General features: G+C 72.1%; 20 protein-coding genes. 10 read left to right on the top strand and 10 right to left on the bottom strand.

The window, feature by feature from the left end:
• Nucleotides 1–78: 78 nt before the first annotated feature.
• Nucleotides 79–2,835 carry a LuxR family transcriptional regulator gene (locus tag B7K26_RS05195; protein WP_084077728.1) on the bottom strand — a complete coding sequence of 919 codons (2,757 nt, stop codon included), beginning with the start codon at nt 2,833–2,835 and terminating at the stop codon, nt 79–81.
• Nucleotides 2,836–2,922: 87 nt separating this feature from the next.
• Between B7K26_RS05195 and B7K26_RS05190 the strand changes: the two genes are divergently transcribed.
• Both B7K26_RS05190 and B7K26_RS05185 read left to right on the top strand, forming a co-directional pair.
• Complete coding sequence (locus B7K26_RS05190) at nt 2,923–3,408, top strand: ClbS/DfsB family four-helix bundle protein (protein WP_084077726.1); 486 nt, start codon at nt 2,923–2,925, stop codon at nt 3,406–3,408.
• Nucleotides 3,405–4,493 carry a heparan-alpha-glucosaminide N-acetyltransferase domain-containing protein gene (locus B7K26_RS05185; protein WP_084077724.1) on the top strand — a complete coding sequence of 363 codons (1,089 nt, stop codon included), beginning with the start codon at nt 3,405–3,407 and terminating at the stop codon, nt 4,491–4,493. The genes B7K26_RS05190 and B7K26_RS05185 overlap by 4 nt, the downstream gene beginning before the upstream one ends.
• Here B7K26_RS05185 and B7K26_RS05180 read toward each other — a convergent pair.
• Together B7K26_RS05180 and B7K26_RS05175 are read right to left on the bottom strand one after the other, a co-directional pair.
• Entirely contained in the window at nt 4,490–4,891 is a 402-nt protein-coding gene (locus tag B7K26_RS05180) for a cupin domain-containing protein (RefSeq protein WP_084077722.1), read from the bottom strand. The two genes, B7K26_RS05185 and B7K26_RS05180, sit on opposite strands and share 4 nt — an antisense overlap.
• 31 nt (nt 4,892–4,922) lie before the next feature.
• A complete protein-coding gene (locus B7K26_RS05175) occupies nt 4,923–5,249 on the bottom strand; it encodes a carboxymuconolactone decarboxylase family protein (protein WP_084077721.1) in 327 nt (108 codons plus the stop codon).
• Between the two features lie 101 nt (nt 5,250–5,350).
• Between B7K26_RS05175 and B7K26_RS05170 the strand changes: the two genes are divergently transcribed.
• Nucleotides 5,351–6,235, top strand: a complete 885-nt coding sequence (locus B7K26_RS05170) for a 3-methyladenine DNA glycosylase (protein ID WP_084078555.1) — start codon at nt 5,351–5,353, stop codon at nt 6,233–6,235.
• On the opposite strand, the gene B7K26_RS05165 is transcribed toward B7K26_RS05170, so the two are convergent.
• Nucleotides 6,232–6,795, bottom strand: coding sequence for a TetR/AcrR family transcriptional regulator (locus tag B7K26_RS05165; protein WP_234998754.1), 564 nt, complete (start codon nt 6,793–6,795; stop codon nt 6,232–6,234). The genes B7K26_RS05170 and B7K26_RS05165 overlap by 4 nt on opposite strands.
• Nucleotides 6,796–7,054: 259 nt before the next feature.
• Here B7K26_RS05165 and B7K26_RS05160 point away from each other — a divergent pair, with 259 nt between their 5' ends.
• Nucleotides 7,055–8,614 carry an MFS transporter gene (locus B7K26_RS05160; RefSeq protein ID WP_084077717.1) on the top strand — a complete coding sequence of 520 codons (1,560 nt, stop codon included), beginning with the start codon at nt 7,055–7,057 and terminating at the stop codon, nt 8,612–8,614.
• Between the two features lie 132 nt (nt 8,615–8,746).
• Here B7K26_RS05160 and B7K26_RS05155 read toward each other — a convergent pair whose 3' ends face one another.
• The 6 genes from B7K26_RS05155 to rnhA are packed head-to-tail and all read right to left on the bottom strand — an operon-like array spanning nt 8,747 to nt 13,329.
• A complete protein-coding gene (locus B7K26_RS05155) occupies nt 8,747–10,153 on the bottom strand; it encodes an aldehyde dehydrogenase family protein (protein ID WP_084077715.1) in 1,407 nt (468 codons plus the stop codon).
• A 49-nt stretch (nt 10,154–10,202) separates the two neighbouring features.
• On the bottom strand, nt 10,203–10,817 hold the full coding sequence (locus tag B7K26_RS05150) for a CueP family metal-binding protein (RefSeq protein ID WP_084077714.1): 615 nt from the start codon (nt 10,815–10,817) through the stop codon (nt 10,203–10,205).
• A gap of 49 nt (nt 10,818–10,866) precedes the next feature.
• Nucleotides 10,867–11,271, bottom strand: coding sequence for a hypothetical protein (locus B7K26_RS05145; protein WP_084077712.1), 405 nt, complete (start codon nt 11,269–11,271; stop codon nt 10,867–10,869).
• Nucleotides 11,272–11,277: 6 nt separating this feature from the next.
• A complete protein-coding gene (locus tag B7K26_RS05140; RefSeq protein WP_084077710.1) occupies nt 11,278–12,222 on the bottom strand; it encodes a DMT family transporter in 945 nt (314 codons plus the stop codon).
• Nucleotides 12,223–12,257: 35 nt separating this feature from the next.
• Nucleotides 12,258–12,899, bottom strand: a complete 642-nt coding sequence (locus B7K26_RS05135; RefSeq protein ID WP_084077708.1) for a YigZ family protein — start codon at nt 12,897–12,899, stop codon at nt 12,258–12,260.
• Nucleotides 12,900–12,903: 4 nt separating this feature from the next.
• On the bottom strand, nt 12,904–13,329 hold the full coding sequence (rnhA, locus tag B7K26_RS05130) for a ribonuclease HI (RefSeq protein WP_084078554.1): 426 nt from the start codon (nt 13,327–13,329) through the stop codon (nt 12,904–12,906).
• Nucleotides 13,330–13,386: 57 nt separating this feature from the next.
• Between rnhA and ybaK the strand changes: the two genes are divergently transcribed.
• The 6 genes from ybaK (at nt 13,387) to B7K26_RS05100 (ending at nt 18,917) form a co-directional block, all read left to right on the top strand.
• Nucleotides 13,387–13,881, top strand: coding sequence for a Cys-tRNA(Pro) deacylase (gene ybaK / locus B7K26_RS05125; protein ID WP_084077706.1), 495 nt, complete (start codon nt 13,387–13,389; stop codon nt 13,879–13,881).
• Nucleotides 13,878–14,612 carry a YggS family pyridoxal phosphate-dependent enzyme gene (locus tag B7K26_RS05120; RefSeq protein ID WP_084077704.1) on the top strand — a complete coding sequence of 245 codons (735 nt, stop codon included), beginning with the start codon at nt 13,878–13,880 and terminating at the stop codon, nt 14,610–14,612. Before ybaK ends, B7K26_RS05120 begins: the two co-directional genes overlap by 4 nt.
• 130 nt (nt 14,613–14,742) lie before the next feature.
• On the top strand, nt 14,743–14,934 hold the full coding sequence (locus tag B7K26_RS05115; RefSeq protein ID WP_084077703.1) for a helix-turn-helix transcriptional regulator: 192 nt from the start codon (nt 14,743–14,745) through the stop codon (nt 14,932–14,934).
• Nucleotides 14,924–15,337, top strand: coding sequence for a hypothetical protein (locus tag B7K26_RS05110; RefSeq protein WP_084077701.1), 414 nt, complete (start codon nt 14,924–14,926; stop codon nt 15,335–15,337). The genes B7K26_RS05115 and B7K26_RS05110 overlap by 11 nt, the downstream gene beginning before the upstream one ends.
• A gap of 45 nt (nt 15,338–15,382) precedes the next feature.
• Nucleotides 15,383–18,085 (top strand): DEAD/DEAH box helicase, encoded by a 2,703-nt coding sequence (locus B7K26_RS05105; protein ID WP_084077699.1) that lies wholly within the window; start codon nt 15,383–15,385, stop codon nt 18,083–18,085.
• 118 nt (nt 18,086–18,203) lie between these two features.
• Nucleotides 18,204–18,917, top strand: a complete 714-nt coding sequence (locus B7K26_RS05100) for a VIT family protein (RefSeq protein ID WP_084077697.1) — start codon at nt 18,204–18,206, stop codon at nt 18,915–18,917.
• Nucleotides 18,918–18,934 lie beyond the last annotated feature (17 nt).

The raw sequence follows: 18,934 nt of genomic DNA, 5'->3' as shown, positions 1-18,934 counted from the left end.
TGGATCGGCGGGCCCGTCCTCCCATGCTTCGAGCCGGGCTCGCCCGCGTCACCACGCGTGGCGCGTAGTCGTCGCGGACTACGTGCCGTCGGCTCCCTGGTCGGCGAGGGCATCGGCCAGCTGGCGGCGCGAGGTCACGCCCATCTTTCTGAAGACCTTGCGCAGGTGGTAGTCCACGGTGTTGGCGCTGATGAAGAGGCGCGCGCCGATCTCGGCGTTCGTGCGGCCTTTCGCGGCGAGGGCGGCGATGGCGGCCTCGCGCGCCGTCAGGTCCTCGCGCGGGTTGCGCGGGCCGCGCCGGGGCGCGGCCATCCCCGCCGCGGCGAGTTCGCGCCTGGCGCGCTCGGCAAACACGGTGGCGCCGCATTCGGTGAGGATCTCGTGGGCGCGAGTGAGCTCGCGCGCCGCATCGAGGCGTCGGCCCCTGCGCCTCAGCCACTCCCCGTACAGCAGTCGCGTGCGCCCCTGCTCTCCCGTGAGTCCCGTCGCGTCGATGCTCGCGATGGCCTCCGCATACAGGGGCTCGGCGTCGGGGCCATCGGTCACGAGCGCCGCGGCGCGGGCCGCCAGCGCCCTCGCCCACGGCCTCCCGCACGCGTCGGCGTGTGCGGCAAGGTGGTCGGCGAGGCGACGCGCCACCTCGGGGCGATCGCTGCGCACCGCAGCCTCGACCGCATCGGAGAGCTGCGGCAGGGACGCCTGGAGGAAGGGAGTGTCCAGGACCTCCAGTAGTACCGGCAGCGCCGCCGCGTATTCGCCGGCCGCGATGTCGGCGACGGCGCAGTGCGCGCGACTGATCCGCACGACCCCGCCAAAGCCCATGCCGTCGAGCACGGCTTCCATCGGCTCGATGTGCGCGCGCGGCACGCCCGTCCAGGCCAGCACCGCGGGGTTCACCGCCAAGACTTCGGCGTAGCCGAGCGCTTGCCGGATCCCCTCGACCTGCACGAGCAGCCGACGCGCGGCGGAGGGGCAGCCCCTCGACATCTCGACCGTGCTGTGGGTCCACAGGATCGCGTCGAGTTCGCGCAGGGCACCCAGCCGTCGCGCACTCGAGGCGGCACGCTCGAGCATCGCGACGGCGCCGTCGGCGTCCCACAGGCCCAGCGCGGGCACCACGAGGTACGAGGAGGTGTCGATGAGCGCGGCGTCGTCGAGGTTTTCGAGCGCGATGCGCGCGCGTTCGAGCGCGGGGACCGCCTCCGCATAGTCGTCGAGGATGAACGCGGCAATGGCCGCGAGGACGAGTCCCCATGCGTCGTCTCCGGGGTCGCGGGCCGCGCGCAGGCGTGCGCCAAAGCCCTCGAGACGGGCGAGCACGCCGGGCGCCAGGGTGACCTGGAGCAGCTCGAAGGCGAACAGCAGCAAGGTGCGCTCGAGCCCCGGCGCTTCCCCCGCCACCGCGTCGGCCGCGTCGAGCACCTCCGCGATCACCTCGTCCGCGTTCGCCAGGCTCGACAAGAAGAGGGCGCACCGGGTGGTGACGATGAGCAGCCGCGCACTCGCGACCGCGTCGAGCGTCGCACTGTCGACGTCGGCGATGAGTTCGAGCGCCAGGTGCGGATGTCCGCTCGACACCGCGGCCTGCGCGGCGTCGATCAGGCACGATGCCCGCGCGGCCGGGCGAGCCGAGAGGGCCGCCGCGGAAGCGAGCAGCCGCGCACGCGTCACCTGGGCGCCTCGCTGCGCCGCGTCCTCGGCGAGCTCGCGGAGCGCGCCGGCGATGGCGTCGTCGGGTCCCGCGCTCGCGGCCGCCGCATGCTGCACGGACAAGTCGCGGCGTCCTACACGCGCGTAGTAGTCACGGAGCGCGCCGTGGACGTCCCGGCGGTCGGAGTCCGACGCCGCACCGTAGATCGCGGCTCGCGCGAGCGGGTGTCGCAGGTGTGCCGCCTCGCGGATGCGCACCAGGCCCGCGCGCTCCACCTCTGCCTCGGCGCCCGGCGCGGCGTCGAGCGCCGAAGCGGCGGCGCGGATGACGGCAAGGTCACCGGAGGACTCGGCGGCCGCCACCAGGAGCCAGGTCTGAGCGTCGGGGCTCAGCGAGCCCGCGAGCGCCGAGAAGTGACGCTCCAACTGATCGCCCACGGGCCCCGGAGATCCGGCGAGCGTCAATCGAGTGAGTCCGTGACCGTCCCACTCGCGGGCCACCTCGCACAGCGCGAGAGGGTTCCCGGCCGTATCGCGCACGACGGCCCGTGCCACGTCGGCGTCGAGCGGCCCCTCCACAAGGCCCCGGAGGAGTTCGGTGGCGGCGTCGGGGCCGAGAGGGTCGACGGTCACTGCATCGATGCCGGCGAACGCAGCGTGGGTCGCCTGATGGGGGCGGCTCGCGACGAGGAGGGCGACGGACTCCGCTCCCAGCCGACGTCCCACGATGCCGAGCACCTCGGCGGATTCCGCGTCGAGGAGATGGGCGTCGTCGACGGCGAGGAGCCATGGCTCCTCCTCGGACGCGGCGGCGACGAGACCGAGGACGGCGAGCGCGACGAGCGCCCGTTGTGGGGGCGGCCCCTCCCCGTGGCCCAGCGCGACCGTGAGCGCCTCGCGGTGCGACGACGGCAGGGCGGGAAGGTGCCCCTTCATCGCACCCACGAGCCGCTGAAGTGCCGCGTACGGCATCGCCGACTCGACGTCGCAGCAGGTGACCTGCGAGACGGAAAGCCCACGAGCGGCGACAACGGCACCTTCCAGGAGTGACGTCTTCCCCACCCCGGGATCGCCGACCATCAGGAGGCAACCACCGTCCCCGTTGCGCGCCTCGCCCAGGAGCGCTTCGAGCCTGCGCCGCTCCGCCTCGCGCCCCACCAGACGGGCGGGCTCGCGAGAGCCCATGCGCGCCACAGTAGCAACGCGCGGCGAGGGGTGCCCGGTGAGCCCTCACCTGTCGCGGCGGGCCGCCCGCCCCTACGATGAGGAGGCATGTCCCCCATCACGGTCGATGAGCTGATCAGCCAGGGCGACGCACGGCTCGACGCGCTCCTGGCACGGGCCGATGCCGGACGCGACCGCATCCTGACCGACGCCTACCTGGGGCGCCGCACCGCGGACGTCCTCACCCATCTCCACGCCTGGCACCTGCTGTTCTTTGACTGGCTGGATGCCGAGTTTGCGCAGGAGGAGCCCGACTTCCCTGCCCCCGGCTACACGTGGCGGGACCTCACCGCCCTGAACGACGCGCTCTACATGGCCCACCGTCACTGGAGCTATGGGCAGGCGCGTGACCTGCTCATCGAGTCGCACGCCAGGATGTGTGCCCTGCTGCGCCGGCTCGACGACGACCGCCTCTTCGACACCGAGGCCCGGCCGTGGCTGGGACGCGAGTCGCTCGCGGAGGTTGCTCACGAGTGCCTGGGCAACCACTACGCGTGGGGCGAGGCGGTTCTCCTCAAGGCCGAGGCCGAGTGACCGGCTCCCCCACCGCGTCACGCATCGACGGGCTCGACCTCGCGCGCGGCATCGCCGTGCTCGGCATGGTGGGCGCCCACGTCGGGAACCAGGACGACTGGCCGTGGCTCGTGGTGACCCACGGGTTCCCCTCGGCGCTCTTCGCGGTGCTGGCGGGAGTGTCGATGACGCTCATGCTCACCTCGCGTGGCCGCGTCGCCGTGACGGAGGTGGAGTCTCGCCACGCGCGACGCACCCGCATCCGCATCGCGGTACGCGGCGCCATCCTCGTGGGTCTCGGCCTTCTACTCGCGCTGCTCGGGACGCCCGTCGTCGTGATCCTTCCCACGCTCGGCGTCATGTTCTGGCTGGCGCTGCCGCTGCTCAGGGCGCCGACCCCGTGGCTGCTCGCCCTCGCGGCGGCGTGCCTGGGCGTGGGCGGGTACGCCGCCGCGCAGCTGGCTGCCGCCATCCCCGCGGACAGCCTCTGGGGACCCGCCTACCCCGGCATCCCGGTGATCGGAACCCTGTGGGGGCCGTACTACCCGGCGCTCGCGTGGATGGGCTACGTCCTGGTGGGGCTCGGCATCGGCAGGCTGCGGCTTCGCGAGGACGCGACCGCGCTCCTCCTGGTGGGGCTGGGCGCGTGCGGCTTCGCCGTGTCGCGGCTCGCCGTGATGGCCGCCGAGGCCGCCGGGGTGAGCCCGGGGTCGTGGTGGCTCGACCTCGAGGCGCACAGTTATTCGCCGCCCGAGATGCTGGGTGATGTCTCCGTAGCGTGCGCCGCCATCGGGGCGTCGCTGTGGCTTGCCAGGCGCGCCCGCACCCTGCTGTGGCCGGTGATGGCCGTGGGTGCGATGGCCCTCACCGCCTACGTGGGCCACCTCATCGTCATCGCTGCGGTCGGCACCGAGATCGTGTGGCAGCCGTCCAACGTATCGCTGGTCGCGATGTGGGCCGGCATCGTGCTGACGTGCTCGCTGTGGCGCTGGCGGCTCGGCGCCGGCCCGCTCGAACGATGGCTCACGGCGTGGTCCACCCGGGCGGCCGAGGCGTGGGCACCGCGCGTGGCGCCCACGCCCTCCGACCATGCCGGCGGCCGTTAGGCCCTGCCCAGCTCCTCGTCCGTGACGTGCTCCTTCCACGTGGTGGTCACCGCGGGGTCGTCGCCGTTCTCGAGGATCGCGAGGTGCTCCATGAAGGTGTCCTCGCCCGCCGCGTGCCAGTGGTCCTCGCCCGGCGGCGTGTATAGCGTCTGGCCGGGGTGGACCTCGATGATGCGGCCGTCGCGGCCGCCAAAGTAGGCGACGCCCTCGGTCACATGCAGGAACTGCCCGCGCTCGTGAGAGTGCCAGGCCGTGCGCGCGCCGGGCGCGAAGCGCACCTTCGCGACGACCGTGCGCTGGTCTCCGTCGCGCGGCGCGACGAGCGGGTCCACCCACACGTCGCCGGCGAACTGCTCGGGGGGATTCTTCACGGTGGGTACCTTCTGCTGGATGTCCATGGGTTCTCCTGTCGATGGGGAGCGGCGCGCGTCAGCGCTCGGCGAAGAGGCGCTGGGCGAGGGTGAGAGCGGAGACGGCGCGGGGCCAGCCGGCGTAGAACGCCACGTGGGTGATCGCCTCGACGATCTCGTCGCGGGTGAGCCCGTTGTCGAGCCCCATCGGGATGTGCGCGCTCAGCTGCTCTGTGTTGCCCGCCGTCACGAGGCTCGTGATGGTCACGAGGCTGCGGTCGCGCGCGCTCAGTGCCTCGGTGCGCGACCAGACCTGGCCGAACAGGACGTCGTCCGTGAGCGAGGTAAAGGTGGGTGCGGTGTCGCCCAGCATCCGCTGCATGGGCGTCATGGTGTCGTCAGACATAGAAACTCCTCTCGTCGATGCCAACACCCAGTTCACCCCGCCGCATGCCCCGGGAGGGAGGTACTGTCGTGCCCCCTTCGCGCCCTGAGACAATGGGCGCCATGCCCACCCTCGCCGCCACCGTGCTGAGCCCCGCCGCCTGGCGCGAGCGGGCATCGGCCCACGAGGAGCGGGCCGATGCCCTCACCGCCGGCCGCCGCGAGCGCGTCGCACGCGGTGAGCGGCACGCGATCGAGGACTTCCTTTTCGAGTACTACGGCCTGAAGCCCGCCCAGGTGCGGCGCTGGCACCCGGGCATCGGCGTCGGCCTGCAGGTGGCCGATGCGCACGCGGGCTACCGCTGGTACGTCACCTCGAGCGACGGCGTGACGACGATGGACGCGGCGGCCTTCGCTGCCGAGCGCGGCGACGCCGTCGCGCAGATCCGTCGGCTTCTGGCTGCCACCGCCGGCCGCAAACCACTACTGGGCTGCTTCGGGATGCACGAGTGGGCGATGGTCTACCGCGCCGGCGAGGACCTGCGCCACCCGCTTCCCCTGCGGCTCGGCCAGGGCGGCACCGATGCCGCCGTGGAGGCCAATCCCCTGGTGTGCACGCACATCGACGCGTTCCGCTTCTTCACGCCCGAGGCCGCGCCGCTTAACGCGCACCGGCTGACGCGCGAGAACCAAGTGGCGATGGATCAGCCCGGCTGCCTCCACGCGACGATGGACCTGTACAAGTGGGCATTCAAGCTGGGGCCCGCCGTGCCGGGCGACCTCCTTCTCGACTGCTTCGCATTGGCGCGCGACGTGCGCTACGTCGACATGCAAGCCTCGCCGTACGACGTGTCCTCGTACGGGCTCGCCCCCATCGCCGTGGAGACGCCCGAGGGAAAGAGCGAGTACGCGTCGCGTCAGCGCGAGTTCACGCGCAGGGCGGCGCCGCTGCGCGAGCGACTCCTCGAAGCATGTGACGCGGTGCTCGAGTACCGCGAGAGCGACTAAGGCACGAGGCGGGCAGCGACGACCTGCGCCGCGGCGGCGCGCTCGGTCGCGGTGCCGCCGAGGTCCGAGTCGGGCTTCGACGAGATGAGCACTGCCATCACGGCCATGCGCATGCTGAGCTTGTCCTCGAGGGGCGCGTCAGCGGGAAGCGCGGCGTCCCACAACTGCTGCTTCATGTGGTGCACCAGCTCGGTGGTGCGGCCCATGTTGGCCAGCGCCACCTCGTTCTGCTGCACGCACTGGAGCACGCCGCCGCCGGCGCCGCGGGTGATGTCGCCCAGGCGCCGGATCATCTCGATGCGCCGCTTGTGCGTGGGCGGCTCCTCGCGCATCCAGGCGACAAGATCGTCCACCTGCTGCGCAACGCTCGCGAGGAGACCGTCGAGGATCTCCTCCTTCGACTTGAAGTGGTAGTACAGGGCCGCCTTCGTGACGCCCAGGTCCTCGGCGATCTCCCGCAGCGACGTCTGGTCGTAGCCGTTGGCGGTGAACCGCTCGAGAGCGACCTCCTGGATGCGCTCGCGCGTGTCACCACGCCTGCGCGTCGCGGCCTCGGCCATCACGGATGCCTCCTTCGTGCCTCGCTGGCACTGACAGAAAAACTTCGGCAAACTTACTTGACGCCCGGCTAGCAGACGCCTATCGTCATCTACGTAACTTACCGGACGGCTAGGAAGTTCCACAAGAGCCCTCGCCGTCAACCGCGGCCCCACCGGGGCCGCACGCCCGGGGCAAGCCACCGCCCTCCGGCACCCCACGGACAGCGCCGCCCGCATCGGCCACCCGTGCCGGTGCGCGCCCTTCCACGAAAGGTCCCCCATGGACACCACCCCCGATCCCCGCCGCTGGTGGGGACTGGCCGCCATCGGCCTCGCGCAGCTCATGGTCGTGCTCGACATGACCATCGTCAACATCGCGCTGCCCACCGCGCAGGCCGACCTCGGCATCTCCGACGCCGACCGCCAGTGGGTCATCACCGCCTACACGCTCGCGTTCGGCGGCCTGCTGCTGCTCGGCGGGCGCCTCGGCGACGTCATCGGCCGCAAGCGCACCCTGCTCATCGGCCTCATCGGCTTCGCCGGCGCCTCCGCGCTCGGCGGCGTCGCCAGCAACTTCGAGATGCTCATCTCCGCCCGAGCCCTCCAGGGTGTCTTCGCCGCCCTGCTCGCTCCCGCGGCACTGTCGATGCTCAACGTCACCTTCACCGAAGCTAAGGAGCGCGCCAGGGCGCTCGGCATCTACGGAGCGATCGCGGGAGGTGGCGCCGCGATCGGCCTCATCCTCGGCGGCGCCCTCACCCAGTACGTCGACTGGCGCTGGACCCTCATGGTCAACGTGCCCATCGCCATCGTCGCCGTCATCGGCGCCTCGCTGTTCCTTCACGACCGCGGCAGCGGCGACGTGCGCGTGCGCCTCGACATCCCCGGCGCCGTGCTCGCCTCGGCCGGACTGCTCGCGATCGTCTACGGCCTGTCGGAGGCGGAGACGGACGGCTGGGGCTCGGCCATCGTGCTCGGCTCGCTCGCGGCGGGAGTGATCCTCATGGCAGTGTTCGTCGCCGTCGAGCGCCGCACCCCGCACGCCCTCCTGCCCCTGCACCTGCTGCGCGACCGCAACCGCGTGGGGGCGCTCGCCGCCGTGGGGCTGAGCCAGATCGGCATGTTCGGCGTTTTCCTGTTTCTCACCTACTACCTGCAGGGCATCCAGGGCTTCTCCCCCATGAAGACGGGCGTCGCGTTCCTTCCCATGGTCGTCGGCATGATGACCGGCTCGGTGGGCATCTCCGCCCGCCTGCTCCCCCGGGTGGGCCCGCGCCGCCTCATGATCCCCGGCCTGCTGCTGGCGGCGGGATCCCTCGCGTTCCTCACGCAGATCGAGGTCGGCTCCTCGTACTGGCTGCACGTGTTCCCCGGCCTGATCTTCCTGGGGCTCGGCATGGGCATGACGTTCATGCCGTCGATGGCGACCGCCACCGGCGGGGTGCGCGGCACCGATGCGGGCGTGGTCTCGGCGACGCTCAACACCACCCAGCAGGTGGGCGGCTCGATCGGCATCGCGTTGCTCAACACGGTGGCCGCCAACGCCACGGCGCGGTGGATCACCGACAACGGCGGGCTCGACGCGGACCAGGCCCAGGCCGCGGTCCACGGCTTCACCACCGCCATGTGGGTGTCGGTCGCTGCCGTGCTGGTCGCCGCCGTCACGGCTGCGCTGCTGGTGCGCTTCCGTCCCACGCAGGAGGTCACCATCACGGAGCCCACGGCCGAGGAGCGCGCAGAGGCCGAGCTGGCCGCCGCACCCCTGTCGGGCGCCGAGGTCCCCGTCGCGGTGGCCGATGCCGCCGACGGCTCCCCATCCGGCGAGGCTGGCACGCGGTGACGCGTCCCTAACCCTCGCCACCTCCGGCGAGCCGGGCACGCTGCGAAGCGTCCCCGTCCAGCCGCCGCACGATGCCCCCGGAGCCACGCTCCGGGGGCGTCGTCGCGTCGGGGGTCGGCGCGCGACGGAGCGTCAGTCCGCGGGCAGCTCGATCCACACCGCCTTCTCGCGGGTCCACTGGTGGAAGGCCGCGAGGGACTTCTCGGCGCCGCCGAATCCCGACGCCTTCCAGCCGCCAAACGGCACTGTCATGTCGCCCTCGCTGTACGCCCCCACGGACACGGTGCCCGCCTCGATCCCACCGGCCAAAGCGAGCGCATCGTCCAGGCGCGCCGTCCACACCGTGGCCTGGAGGCCGTACTCGACGGCATTGGCGAGCGCGATCGCCTCCTCGCGGGTCGAGAAGCGCTGCACGGTCGTGACGGGCCCGAAGATCTCCGTGGTGAGGATCGGGTCGGCGGGGTCAACGTTCGCGAGGACCGTCGGGGCGACGTAGCGCCCTCCCTCCACCACCGCTACCTCGCCGCCACCGGCGACCGCCACGGCGCCGCGGGACACCGCGCCGTCGATGGCCGCGAGGATGCGGTCGGCCGCCGCAACATTGATGACCGGCCCCACCTGGGTCGCCGGGTCGGCAGGGTCGCCCAGCACGAGCGCGGACGCGGCTGCGGCGAGCCGCTCTACCACCTCGTCGTGGATCGACTCGTGCACCAGGATTCGCGAGCCGGCGGTGCAGTTCTGGCCCGCCGTGAGGAACGCCGCCTCCGTGATGCCATCGATGAGCGCGTCGCCCAGGCCGAGCGCGTCGGGCATCACGACGTGGGGCGCCTTGCCGCCCATCTCGAGGCTCGCGCGCTTGAGGTTGGAGCGGGCCGACGCCTCGAGGATCGCGCGGCCGGTCGCCGTCGACCCGGTGAAGGACAGGGCACCGATGCGCGGGTCGGCAGCGAGCGCGGCGCCCGTGGTGGGCCCGTCCCCCGTCGCGACGGTGAGCACGGCGGGCGGGATCCCGGCCTCGAGCGCGAGCGAGGCGACGTGCAGGACCGACCTGGGCGTGGCATCGGCCGGCTTGAGGATGAGGCAGTTGCCGGCGACGAGGGCCGGGCCGATCTTCCAGGCCGCCATGGCGAGCGGATAGTTCCACGGCAGGATCGCGGCGACCACACCGAACGGCTCGCGCACCGTGTAGGCGAGCACGCCGGGGGCCGTGGCAGGGGCCGTGCCCGCGAGCTTGTCCGCCGCCTCGGCGAACCACCTGATCGACTCGATGGCGCCGGGGATGTCGCCCTCGCGCGCCTCCGTGATGGGCTTGCCGGCGTCCTCAGAGTCGAGCCGCGCGAGCACCTCGGCGTCGCGCTCCATCAGGTCGGCGAGCCGCAGCATCGCCGCGGCACGCTCGCGGGGCGCCAGGCCCGACCAGACGCGCGAGCGGAACACCCGTTCCGCCTCGGCAGTAAGCGAGGCGACCTGGGCCGCCGAGGTCAGCGGGACCGTGGCGAGCACGGTCCCGTCGGCAGGATTGACGACGTCGATGTCCACGCGTGCACAGTAGCGCGCGCCACCGACGCCGACCCCGGCGGCCGCGCCGCTACGCGAGCTGCATCGTGGTGACGCAGGTCGCGTCGTCGGCGTCGTCGGTCGTGAGCCGCTCGGTGGCGGTCAGGCCATCCTGCGTGATGGTGACGTCCACCTCGGCGTCGCGCGGCAGCCACAGCCCCACGAAGCCGTTCGCGAAGGTGGTCATCTCCTCGTCGACCAGCACCTCGCCCGTCGCCACGTCGGTCACCGTGACATCGATATCCTCGGCCTGCATCTCGCCCGTGCAGGTGGTCAGGGAGTGGAAGTAGCACTCATGGGTGGAGTCGACGTACGGCGCGAGCGACACGTAGAACGCGTCGTCCGGCATGGGCAGGCTCGCCTCGGTGCCGTCGGCATCGGTGAGCAGTAGCTCGTCGGGGCGGATCGAGGCCATCAGCTCGGCGTCGCGGTCCTCGAGCGCCGTCGCGTCGAGCGTGTCGATCACCTCGCGGGCGGTGAGGCCGGCGAGGTCGTGGGCCGCGAGGATCTCGTCGGCGGCCGATGCGGTGGTCGCCGACGCGTCGGCGCTCGGCGCCTCGGCGGGGTCGGCCGCGCAGGCGGCGAGGGCGAGGGCGAGCACTGTCACGGCGGCGCCGTGGCGCGCCAGGGTACGGGTCGAAAACATGGGGTTGTCCTTTGTCTGAAACGGAAGTGGTGAGCGGGGCGCGCTCAGCTCACGTCCGGCAGACGCCCAAGGCGGTGAGGTCGGGGGTGCGCGCGAGCGCGCGCGGAAGCGGGACGGCGGCCGATGCCGGCGCGCGGCGGGTGATCAGCGTCGCCACTGGTAGGGGGCGCACTGCTGCGACGAGGGCGATGACGGCAAGCGTCATGAGGCACGCGACCATGACGCCATCGTCGTGGTCCCCGCAGGTCGCGCAGGTGGTTCCCGTGGCACTTTCGACGGGGTGAAGCCCCGCGTGCGTCGCGGCGACGGTGGTGGTCGCGTCGCCCACGGCACCGGCCGCGTGGGCGGCACCCATCGCGAGGCCGAGGCCCAGCGCGAGGAGGCTCGCAAGCACGGCCCAGCGCGTCGCGAGCCTGCTGCGGGCGCGACGGGCGGAGGGGGCGACGGCGCTCATCGCGCGTCAGTCTAGGGCGGTGCTGCCCTGGTCCGGCCGGGACGATGGGCCCTGGTCAGCCTCGTCCATCATCACGTCGACCACGGCCTCCTCGGAGGCCGGCACGGCCCGTCGGCCCGCGGAGATCACCGCGCCCACTCCGGCGATCGTGACCAGCCCGATGCCCGCCGCGACCGCCCAGGTGAGGCGCTGGTCGAGAAGCACAAGGCCCGCGAGCGCGGCGATGGCGGGAGCGAGGGCGAGCAGGATCGCGAAGGTCTCGGCCTTCATGCGCCGCAGGGCCGACAGCTCGATGCCGTAGGGGATAGCGGAGGACAGCACCGCGACGGCGAGGCCGAGCGCGAGCGCGTGGGGTTGCAGCAGGGCCGCCCCCACCACGGCTCCGGCGACGGGGAGGGTCAGCACCGACCCCACCACCATCGCGAGCGCGAGTCCCACGACGCCGGGCATGGCGGCGCCCGCGGCGCGGGCCGTGAGGATGTAGGCGGCCCACATGACGGCGGCGCCGGCGGCGAAGAGCACTCCCAGCAGGTCGAGGTCGTGCGCTCCCCCGCCCAGCAGGATCACGCCGGCCGCCGCGAGCGCCGCCCACAGGAGCCCCTGCCACGAGCGGCTCGCCACCACGGACAGCACGAGCGGGCCCAGCACCTCGATGGTGACGGTGATGCCGAGCGGGATGCGCTCGAGCGCGAGGTAGAAGAAGGCGTTCATTCCAGCGAGCGCCACGCCGAAGGCGACGACGGTGGGCCAATGGATGGCGCCCCCTCGCCGCAGGCTGACCACCGCGAGGGGAAGCAGCACGACCGCCGAGAACGCGAGGCGCATCGCGATGACGCCCCAGGGGCCCACGTCCGGCATGAGATTGACGGCGACCGCGGCCCCCGCCTCCTGGCACACGAGCCCGAGCACCACGAGGAGCGGCATTCCGGCGGTGCGGGCGTCGGCTGTCATGCGCCCATCCTGGTACACGCCACGCCCGCGGGGACTCAGCGGAGCCGGTCGACGATCGTTGTCTCCCCCACGACGGCCTCGACGGCGCCCTGCGTGAGCGCCGCCACCTCGGCGCGGGCGGCGTCGACTGCCTCGGGCGCGACGCGCAGCCCCAGGGTCGCCGCGACCCCGTAGAGGGGGTCGTCGAGGACAGCGCCGTGGGCATCGGCCCAGGTGTGCAGGGACGCGAGCACGCGGCCGGCGTCGGCGTGCGGCACCTCGAGGCTCAGCGAGGTGAGGGGCACGCGGTCCACCCAGCGCGCCTCGTCGAGCGCGGCCGACACCGCCGAGCCATAGGCGCGCACCAGTCCCCCGGCGCCGAGCTTGACGCCGCCGAACCACCGGCTCACGACGGCCACGACGTCGGTCACGTCGCGGTGGCGCAAGACTTCGAGCATTGGCACCCCGGCCGTGCCCGCCGGTTCGCCGTCGTCGGTCGAGCGCTGGCGCTCGCCGTGGGGGCCGATGACGAGGGCGACGCAGTGGTGACGCGCGTCCCAGTCGGCCTTGCGGATCGAGGCGACCACGGCATCGGCCGCCTCCAGGGAGGAGACCGGGGTGAGCCGGGTCAGGAAGACGGACCGCTTGATCTCGAGCCGGTGCTCGACCGCGGAGGCGATCGTGGACGGCAGGCTCATGGGTTTAGCCGCGGCGGGCCTGGTCGACACCCTTGTTGGCCAGGGCATCGGCCCTCTCGTTGCCGGGGTCCCCGGCGTGGCCCTTCACCCAGACCCACTTGATCTCGTGGCGCGCGACCTGCTCGTCGAGCTCGATCCAGAGCTCCTTGTTCTTCACGGGCTTCTTGTCGCCGGTCTTCCAGCCGTTGCGCTTCCAGCCGTGGATCCACTTGGTGACGCCGTTCATGACGTACTGCGAGTCCACGTGCAGCGTGATCTGGCAGGGACGCTTGAGCAGGCGCAGACCCTCGATGACCGCCGTGAGTTCCATGCGGTTGTTGGTGGTGTCCTTCTCGCCGCCGAAGATCTCCTTCTCGCGGCCGTTCCACACCATGAGGGTGCCCCAGCCTCCGACGCCGGGGTTGCCCTTGCAGGCGCCGTCGGTCCACATGTCCACGTGTGCGGGGGCGTCGGAAGTCACGCGGAAACGATAGGCCACAATGGGGCCATGGCCCGCACGTCCCCCACCGGCACCCCCGCCCTGGCGCTGCTCGAGAAGGAGGGCGTGCACCACGGCGTCCACCCCTACGAGCACGACGCGTCCTCCTCGCTGTCCTACGGTCTCGAGGCCGCCGAGGCGCTGGGCGTCTCTCCCCGCGAGGTGTTCAAGACGCTGTGCTTCCTTGCCGACGGGGTGCTAACGATCGGGATCGTTCCCGTGTCCGGCTCGCTTGACCTCAAGGCGGCGGCGAAGGCCGTGGGCGCCAAGAGGGCCGTGATGGCGGATCCGGCCGATGCCGAACGCGCCACCGGCTACGTGGTGGGCGGCATCTCGCCGCTGGGAGGGCGCAAGCGACTTCCGGCCGTGCTGGACTCGTCGGCGTTCGACCACGACACCGTCTACGTCTCGGGAGGCCGGCGCGGCCTCGACGTGTCGCTTGCCCCCGCCGACCTGGTGCGCCTCACCGGCGCCTCGACCGCCCCCATCGGGAAGGACTCATGACGCTCTCCACCACCCCCACCGGACACGACTACGCGGCGGCGCTGGCCGACGTGCGCGCTAGGGTGCACGTCGCCGAGGCCGCCGCGGGGCGCGCGGGATCCGGCGTCCAGGTGCTCGTCGCCACCAAGGCGTGGGACGCCGCGGCGGCGGCAAGGGCCGTGGCCGGCGGGGCTCGCCTCGTAGGAGAGTCAAAAATGCAGGAGCTCGCCGACAAGGGTGAGGCGCTGCGCGAGGCCGGCGCGGTGGTGCACGTCATCGGGCAGTTGCAGCGCAACAAGGCGGCGATCGCCGTCGAGTACGCGGCATGCGTGCAGACCGTTGACTCGCTGCGGCTCGCGGAGCGACTGTCGCGCCTGTGCCTCGAGGCCGGGCGCGACCTGCAGGTGATGATCCAGGTCAACGTCTCGGGCGAGGAGTCGAAGGCGGGCGTCGCGCCCGCGGAGGCGCTAGACCTCGCGGCGGCCGTCCAGGCGCTGCCCGCGCTCGAGGTGGTGGGGTTCATGACGATCGGGCTGAACTCCCCCGTGGAGGACGAGGTGCGGGCCGGGTATCGCACGTTGCGCGAGATCCGGGATACCGCCTTGATCTCCTCGGAGCGAGGCGCGATCGATCTGTCGACGGCGTGGCATCTGTCGATGGGCATGTCGAACGACCTCGAGTGGGCGATCGCCGAGGGCGCGACCATGGTGCGCGTCGGCACGGCGGTGATGGGCTCCCGCCCCTCCGCCTAGGAACGTCAGCCCTCATTCCCGCCGCTCGCCGCCCCTCGTAGGAACATCAGCCCTCACCTCGCTGTTGACACGCCCTGACATGTCAAGCACCCTTGACATGTCAAGGTCGCTTGTCACACGAAGGAGCACGATGCGCAACGACGTCCGCGAGCGCCGCGAGGCCCGAGGCCTCTCCCAGGCCGCGCTCGGCGATGCGCTCGGCGTCTCTCGCCAGACCGTCAATTCGATCGAGAAGGGTCGCTACGACCCCTCTCTTCCACTCGCCTTCGCGATCGCCGCCTTCTTCGCCGCCACCATCGAGGAGATCTTCCATGTCGACTGACGCCCGCCCCACGCCCCTCATCGCCAAGATCGCGAGCGCCACCGCCGCCATCGCCGCCGTCACCGCTATCGCCGTCGTCTCCTACGCCACCGGCCACGATTCCATCGGCAAGGGCGCCATCCAGGGCGGGGCAGTGACTCTCGCCCTGATCCTCGTTCTGTGGACCGTCAACCCGCGCCGCGGCCTCGCAAGCCGCACCGCGAACGGGCTCGCCGACGAACGCGACAACCGCATCCTCACCCACGCCTTCGCCCACTCGGCCTGCGCGATGGGCGGCGCGGCGATCGCGTGCCTCGTCGCGTCGTTCTATGGCCTCCCCGCGGCGGGCGTGGCCGGCATCGTCGTCTGGGCGGGACTTCTCACCTTCCTCGCCTCCGCCGCCATCCAGGCGCGCCGGGGCTGACGGGGACCCCGGCATCGGCCCCACGACGCCCGGCAACACGGGACAATGGTCGCGATGACTGCCGCCGACGCCACCCTCCTCAGCCGCCTCCCCGCCGCCACGCCGGGTGAGGCACCCGACCCCGACGCCATCTACGAGGCCTTTGCAGCCTGGGCCGCCGACCAGCACCTCGTGCTCTACCCGCACCAGGACGAGGCGCTCATGGAAATCGTCTCGGGCTCGCATGTCATCTTGGCGACACCCACCGGCTCGGGGAAGTCGCTCGTCGCGGCGGGGGCGCACTTCGCCGCGCTTGCCGCCCACCGTGCCGGCACCGGCGGCCGCACGTTCTACACGGCCCCGCTGAAGGCCCTGGTCTCGGAGAAATTCTTCGCGCTCATCGACATGTTCGGCTCGGAGAACGTGGGGCTCATGACCGGCGACTCGGCGGTGAACGCCGACGCGCCCATCATCTGCTGCACCGCGGAGATCCTCGCCAACCTCGCTTTGCGCGACGGCGCCGCGACCGACGCCTCCCTGGTCGTCATGGACGAGTTCCACTTCTACGCCGACCCCCAGCGCGGGTGGGCGTGGCAGGTGCCGCTGCTGGAGCTGCCGGACACGCAGTTCGTGCTGATGTCGGCGACCCTGGGCGACACCGCGTGGCTGGTCGAGGACCTCTCGTCGCGCTCGGACCGCGCGGTCGCCGAGGTCACCACGCTTGAGCGCCCCGTCCCGCTGAGCTTCGACTACGTGGTCGAGCCCCTGCCCGAGGTCGTGGAGCGGGTGGTCCAGACGGGCCGCTCCCCCGTCTACGTGGTGCACTTCACGCAGAAGGACGCCGTAGAGCGCGCCCAGGCGCTGCTGAGCATGCAGGTCGCGTCCAAGACAGAAAAGGCGGCGATCGCCGATGCCCTGGACGGCATCCGCTTTGGCACCGGCTTCGGCAAGACGCTGTCGAAGTTCCTGCGCGCGGGCATCGGCGTTCACCACGCCGGCATGCTTCCCAAGTACCGGCGCATCGTGGAGCGCCTCACCCAGCAGGGCCTGCTGAAGGTCATCTGCGGCACCGACACCCTCGGCGTGGGCATCAACGTGCCCATCCGCACGGTGCTGCTCACCTCGCTCGTCAAGTACGACGGCGAACGCATGCGCCACCTCACGGCGCGAGAGTTCCACCAGATCGCGGGCCGCGCCGGCCGCGCGGGCTTCGACACCGAGGGCGAGGTCCTCGTGATGGCGCCCGAGCACGTTATCGAGAACCGCAAACTCCTCGAGAAGGCGGGCGAGGACCCGAAGAAGCGCAAGAAGATTGTGCGCAAGAAGGCCCCGGCGGGCTCCGTGAATTGGACCGATGCCACCTTCGAGCGCCTGCGCGACGCTCCCCCGGAGCCGCTCACCAGCCGCTTTGTGGTGACGCACGCGATGGTGCTCAACGTCCTCGCGCGCGGCCAGGAGAACGCCGCGCTGGGCCGCGAGGCGCAGGACCCCGTGCTCGCGATGCGCGACCTCCTTGCCGCCATCCACGAGACGGAGGCGCAGCGCTCGGCGCACGTGAGGCAGGCGCTCAGGATCTACCGTTCGCTCAGGATCGCCGGCGTCGTCGAGCACGTGCGGGTGCCGGACGTGAGCCACCCGCGCGGTGAACGCCCCTCGGTGCGGCTCACGGTGGACGTGCCGCGCCACTTTGCGCTCAACCAGCCGCTGTCGCCCTTCGCGCTGGCCGCCATGGACCTGCTCAACGTCGAGGCCCCCGACCACGCCCTCGACGTGGTCTCCGTCATCGAGTCGACGCTGTCCGACCCCCGCCAGGTCCTGGTTGCCCAGCAGTACCAGGCACGCGGCGAGGCGGTGGCCGCGATGAAGGCCGATGGCATCGAGTACGACGAGCGCGTGGAGCTCCTCGAGGAGGTGACGTGGCCGCGGCCGCTCGCCGACCTGCTCGAGCCCGCCTTCATCACCTACCGACGCGCGAACCCCTGGGTCCTCGACGCCGAGCTCTCCCCCAAGTCCGTGGTGCGCGACATGCTGGAGAAGGCGATGTCGTTCGGCGACCTCGTCTCCGCCTACGGCCTTGAACGCACCGAGGGCGTGGTGTTGCGCTACCTCGCGGAGGCATACCGGGCGCTGCGCCAGACAGTGCCGGAGGAGCACCGCACCGATGAGGTGGTCGCGATCACGGAGTGGCTGGGCGACCTGGTGCGCACCACTGATTCGTCGCTGCTCGACGAGTGGGAGCGCCTCATGAACCCCGATGCCGTGGTCGCCGACGACGTGGATCCCGCCGCCGCGGTGGGCGCCTTCTCCGCGGCCGGTCCCGCGAAGCCGATGACGGGCAACCCGCGTGCGCTGCGGCGCCTGGTGCAGGGCGCCATGTTCCGCCGCGTGGAGCTCGCGGCGCGCGAGGACTACGCGGCGCTCGGCGCCCTCGACGGCGGTGCCGGCTGGAGCGCTGACGCCTGGCGGGACGCCCTGGATCCGCTGTTCGTGGCGCAGGGAGACGACGCCATCCGCATCGGCCCCGACGCCCGCTCCGCCGCGCTCGTCACATTCGTGGAGCCGAGCGGGGACCACGGCGAGGCGCGGGCGCAGGCCGCGCTCGCCTCGACTCCCGACGCCGCCCTGCCCGAGGGACGCTGGCTGGTGCGGCAGGTCATCGACGACCTCGACGGCGATCGCGACTGGGCGATCACGGCCCTCGTGGACCTCGACGCCTCGGACGAGGCGGGAGCGCCGGTGATCGAGCTGCTGCACGTCGGCCCTCAGTAGCGCCCGGCGACGGCGCGCCGAAATCTCCTTTTCGGGGCGTCTACCAGGTATTTCGGGGGCGCGTAAGAAAGGCTTGCCTTGCTGGCGGGCGGCCCCGGCATCGGCCTACCCTCATGCCATGGCCACCCGCGACCCCCACGATATTGACGAGGAATCCGTCTCCCGCCGCCTCAACGCGCTGCGCGCCGCGGTGCTGGGGGCGAACGACGGCATCGTGTCCGTCGCGGGCCTCGTCATCGGCGTGGCGGCGGCGACCCCCGACAACCACGGCGCCATCCTCGCGGCGGGCGTCGCGGGCCTCACGGCCGGCGCCCTGTCGATGGGCGTCGGCGAATACGTCTCGGTGTCCTCGCAGTCCGATGCCGAGAAGTCGCAGCTGCGCCGCGAGCACCGCTGGCACCAGGTCCGCCCCGACTGGGAGCTCGCGCAGTTGGTCGAGCTCAACATGGAGACCGGCATGAGCCGGGAGACCGCCACGATCGCCGCGCAGGAGCAGACGGCGCACGACCCGGTCTCCATTCATGCGCGCATGCACCTCGGCATCGACCCCGACGAGATCACCAACCCGTGGCACGCAGCCTGGGCGTCGCTGCTCGCCTTCACGAGCGGCGGCCTGCTGCCCCTGCTGACGGTGCTGCTGGTCCCGACGAGCGCGCAGGTGCCCGCCACCTACGTCGCCGTGATCGCGGCGCTCGCCGTCACGGGCTACGTGGCGGCACGCTGGGCCCACTCGCCCCGCCGCCGCTCGGTCATCCGCAACATCGTGGGCGGATCGCTCGCGATGGCGATCACCTACGCGATCGGCTCGATCATCGGGGTCGCGGTCCACTAACACCCGCGACCCCCGCC

Source organism: Demequina sp. NBRC 110057, from assembly GCF_002090175.1.
Classification (GTDB): domain Bacteria; phylum Actinomycetota; class Actinomycetes; order Actinomycetales; family Demequinaceae; genus Demequina.
This window is presented reverse-complemented; position numbering and strand designations above follow the sequence as displayed.

What these genes read in the sequence shown, in the direction of transcription:
- B7K26_RS05175 (WP_084077721.1), bottom strand. Translation starts at nt 5,249, where the DNA reads ATGTCTGACGACACCATGACGCCCATGCAGCGGATGCTGGGCGACACC.
- B7K26_RS05145 (WP_084077712.1), bottom strand. Translation starts at nt 11,271, where the DNA reads ATGAGCGCCGTCGCCCCCTCCGCCCGTCGCGCCCGCAGCAGGCTCGCG.
- B7K26_RS05170 (WP_084078555.1), top strand. Translation starts at nt 5,351, where the DNA reads ATGCCCACCCTCGCCGCCACCGTGCTGAGCCCCGCCGCCTGGCGCGAG.
- B7K26_RS05165 (WP_234998754.1), bottom strand. Translation starts at nt 6,795, where the DNA reads ATGGCCGAGGCCGCGACGCGCAGGCGTGGTGACACGCGCGAGCGCATC.
- B7K26_RS05180 (WP_084077722.1), bottom strand. Translation starts at nt 4,891, where the DNA reads ATGGACATCCAGCAGAAGGTACCCACCGTGAAGAATCCCCCCGAGCAG.
- B7K26_RS05135 (WP_084077708.1), bottom strand. Translation starts at nt 12,899, where the DNA reads ATGAGCCTGCCGTCCACGATCGCCTCCGCGGTCGAGCACCGGCTCGAG.
- B7K26_RS05120 (WP_084077704.1), top strand. Translation starts at nt 13,878, where the DNA reads ATGACGCTCTCCACCACCCCCACCGGACACGACTACGCGGCGGCGCTG.
- B7K26_RS05100 (WP_084077697.1), top strand. Translation starts at nt 18,204, where the DNA reads ATGGCCACCCGCGACCCCCACGATATTGACGAGGAATCCGTCTCCCGC.
- B7K26_RS05105 (WP_084077699.1), top strand. Translation starts at nt 15,383, where the DNA reads ATGGTCGCGATGACTGCCGCCGACGCCACCCTCCTCAGCCGCCTCCCC.
- B7K26_RS05150 (WP_084077714.1), bottom strand. Translation starts at nt 10,817, where the DNA reads ATGTTTTCGACCCGTACCCTGGCGCGCCACGGCGCCGCCGTGACAGTG.
- B7K26_RS05160 (WP_084077717.1), top strand. Translation starts at nt 7,055, where the DNA reads ATGGACACCACCCCCGATCCCCGCCGCTGGTGGGGACTGGCCGCCATC.
- B7K26_RS05195 (WP_084077728.1), bottom strand. Translation starts at nt 2,835, where the DNA reads ATGGGCTCTCGCGAGCCCGCCCGTCTGGTGGGGCGCGAGGCGGAGCGG.
- B7K26_RS05190 (WP_084077726.1), top strand. Translation starts at nt 2,923, where the DNA reads ATGTCCCCCATCACGGTCGATGAGCTGATCAGCCAGGGCGACGCACGG.
- B7K26_RS05115 (WP_084077703.1), top strand. Translation starts at nt 14,743, where the DNA reads ATGCGCAACGACGTCCGCGAGCGCCGCGAGGCCCGAGGCCTCTCCCAG.
- ybaK (WP_084077706.1), top strand. Translation starts at nt 13,387, where the DNA reads ATGGCCCGCACGTCCCCCACCGGCACCCCCGCCCTGGCGCTGCTCGAG.
- rnhA (WP_084078554.1), bottom strand. Translation starts at nt 13,329, where the DNA reads ATGTGGACCGACGGCGCCTGCAAGGGCAACCCCGGCGTCGGAGGCTGG.
- B7K26_RS05140 (WP_084077710.1), bottom strand. Translation starts at nt 12,222, where the DNA reads ATGACAGCCGACGCCCGCACCGCCGGAATGCCGCTCCTCGTGGTGCTC.
- B7K26_RS05110 (WP_084077701.1), top strand. Translation starts at nt 14,924, where the DNA reads ATGTCGACTGACGCCCGCCCCACGCCCCTCATCGCCAAGATCGCGAGC.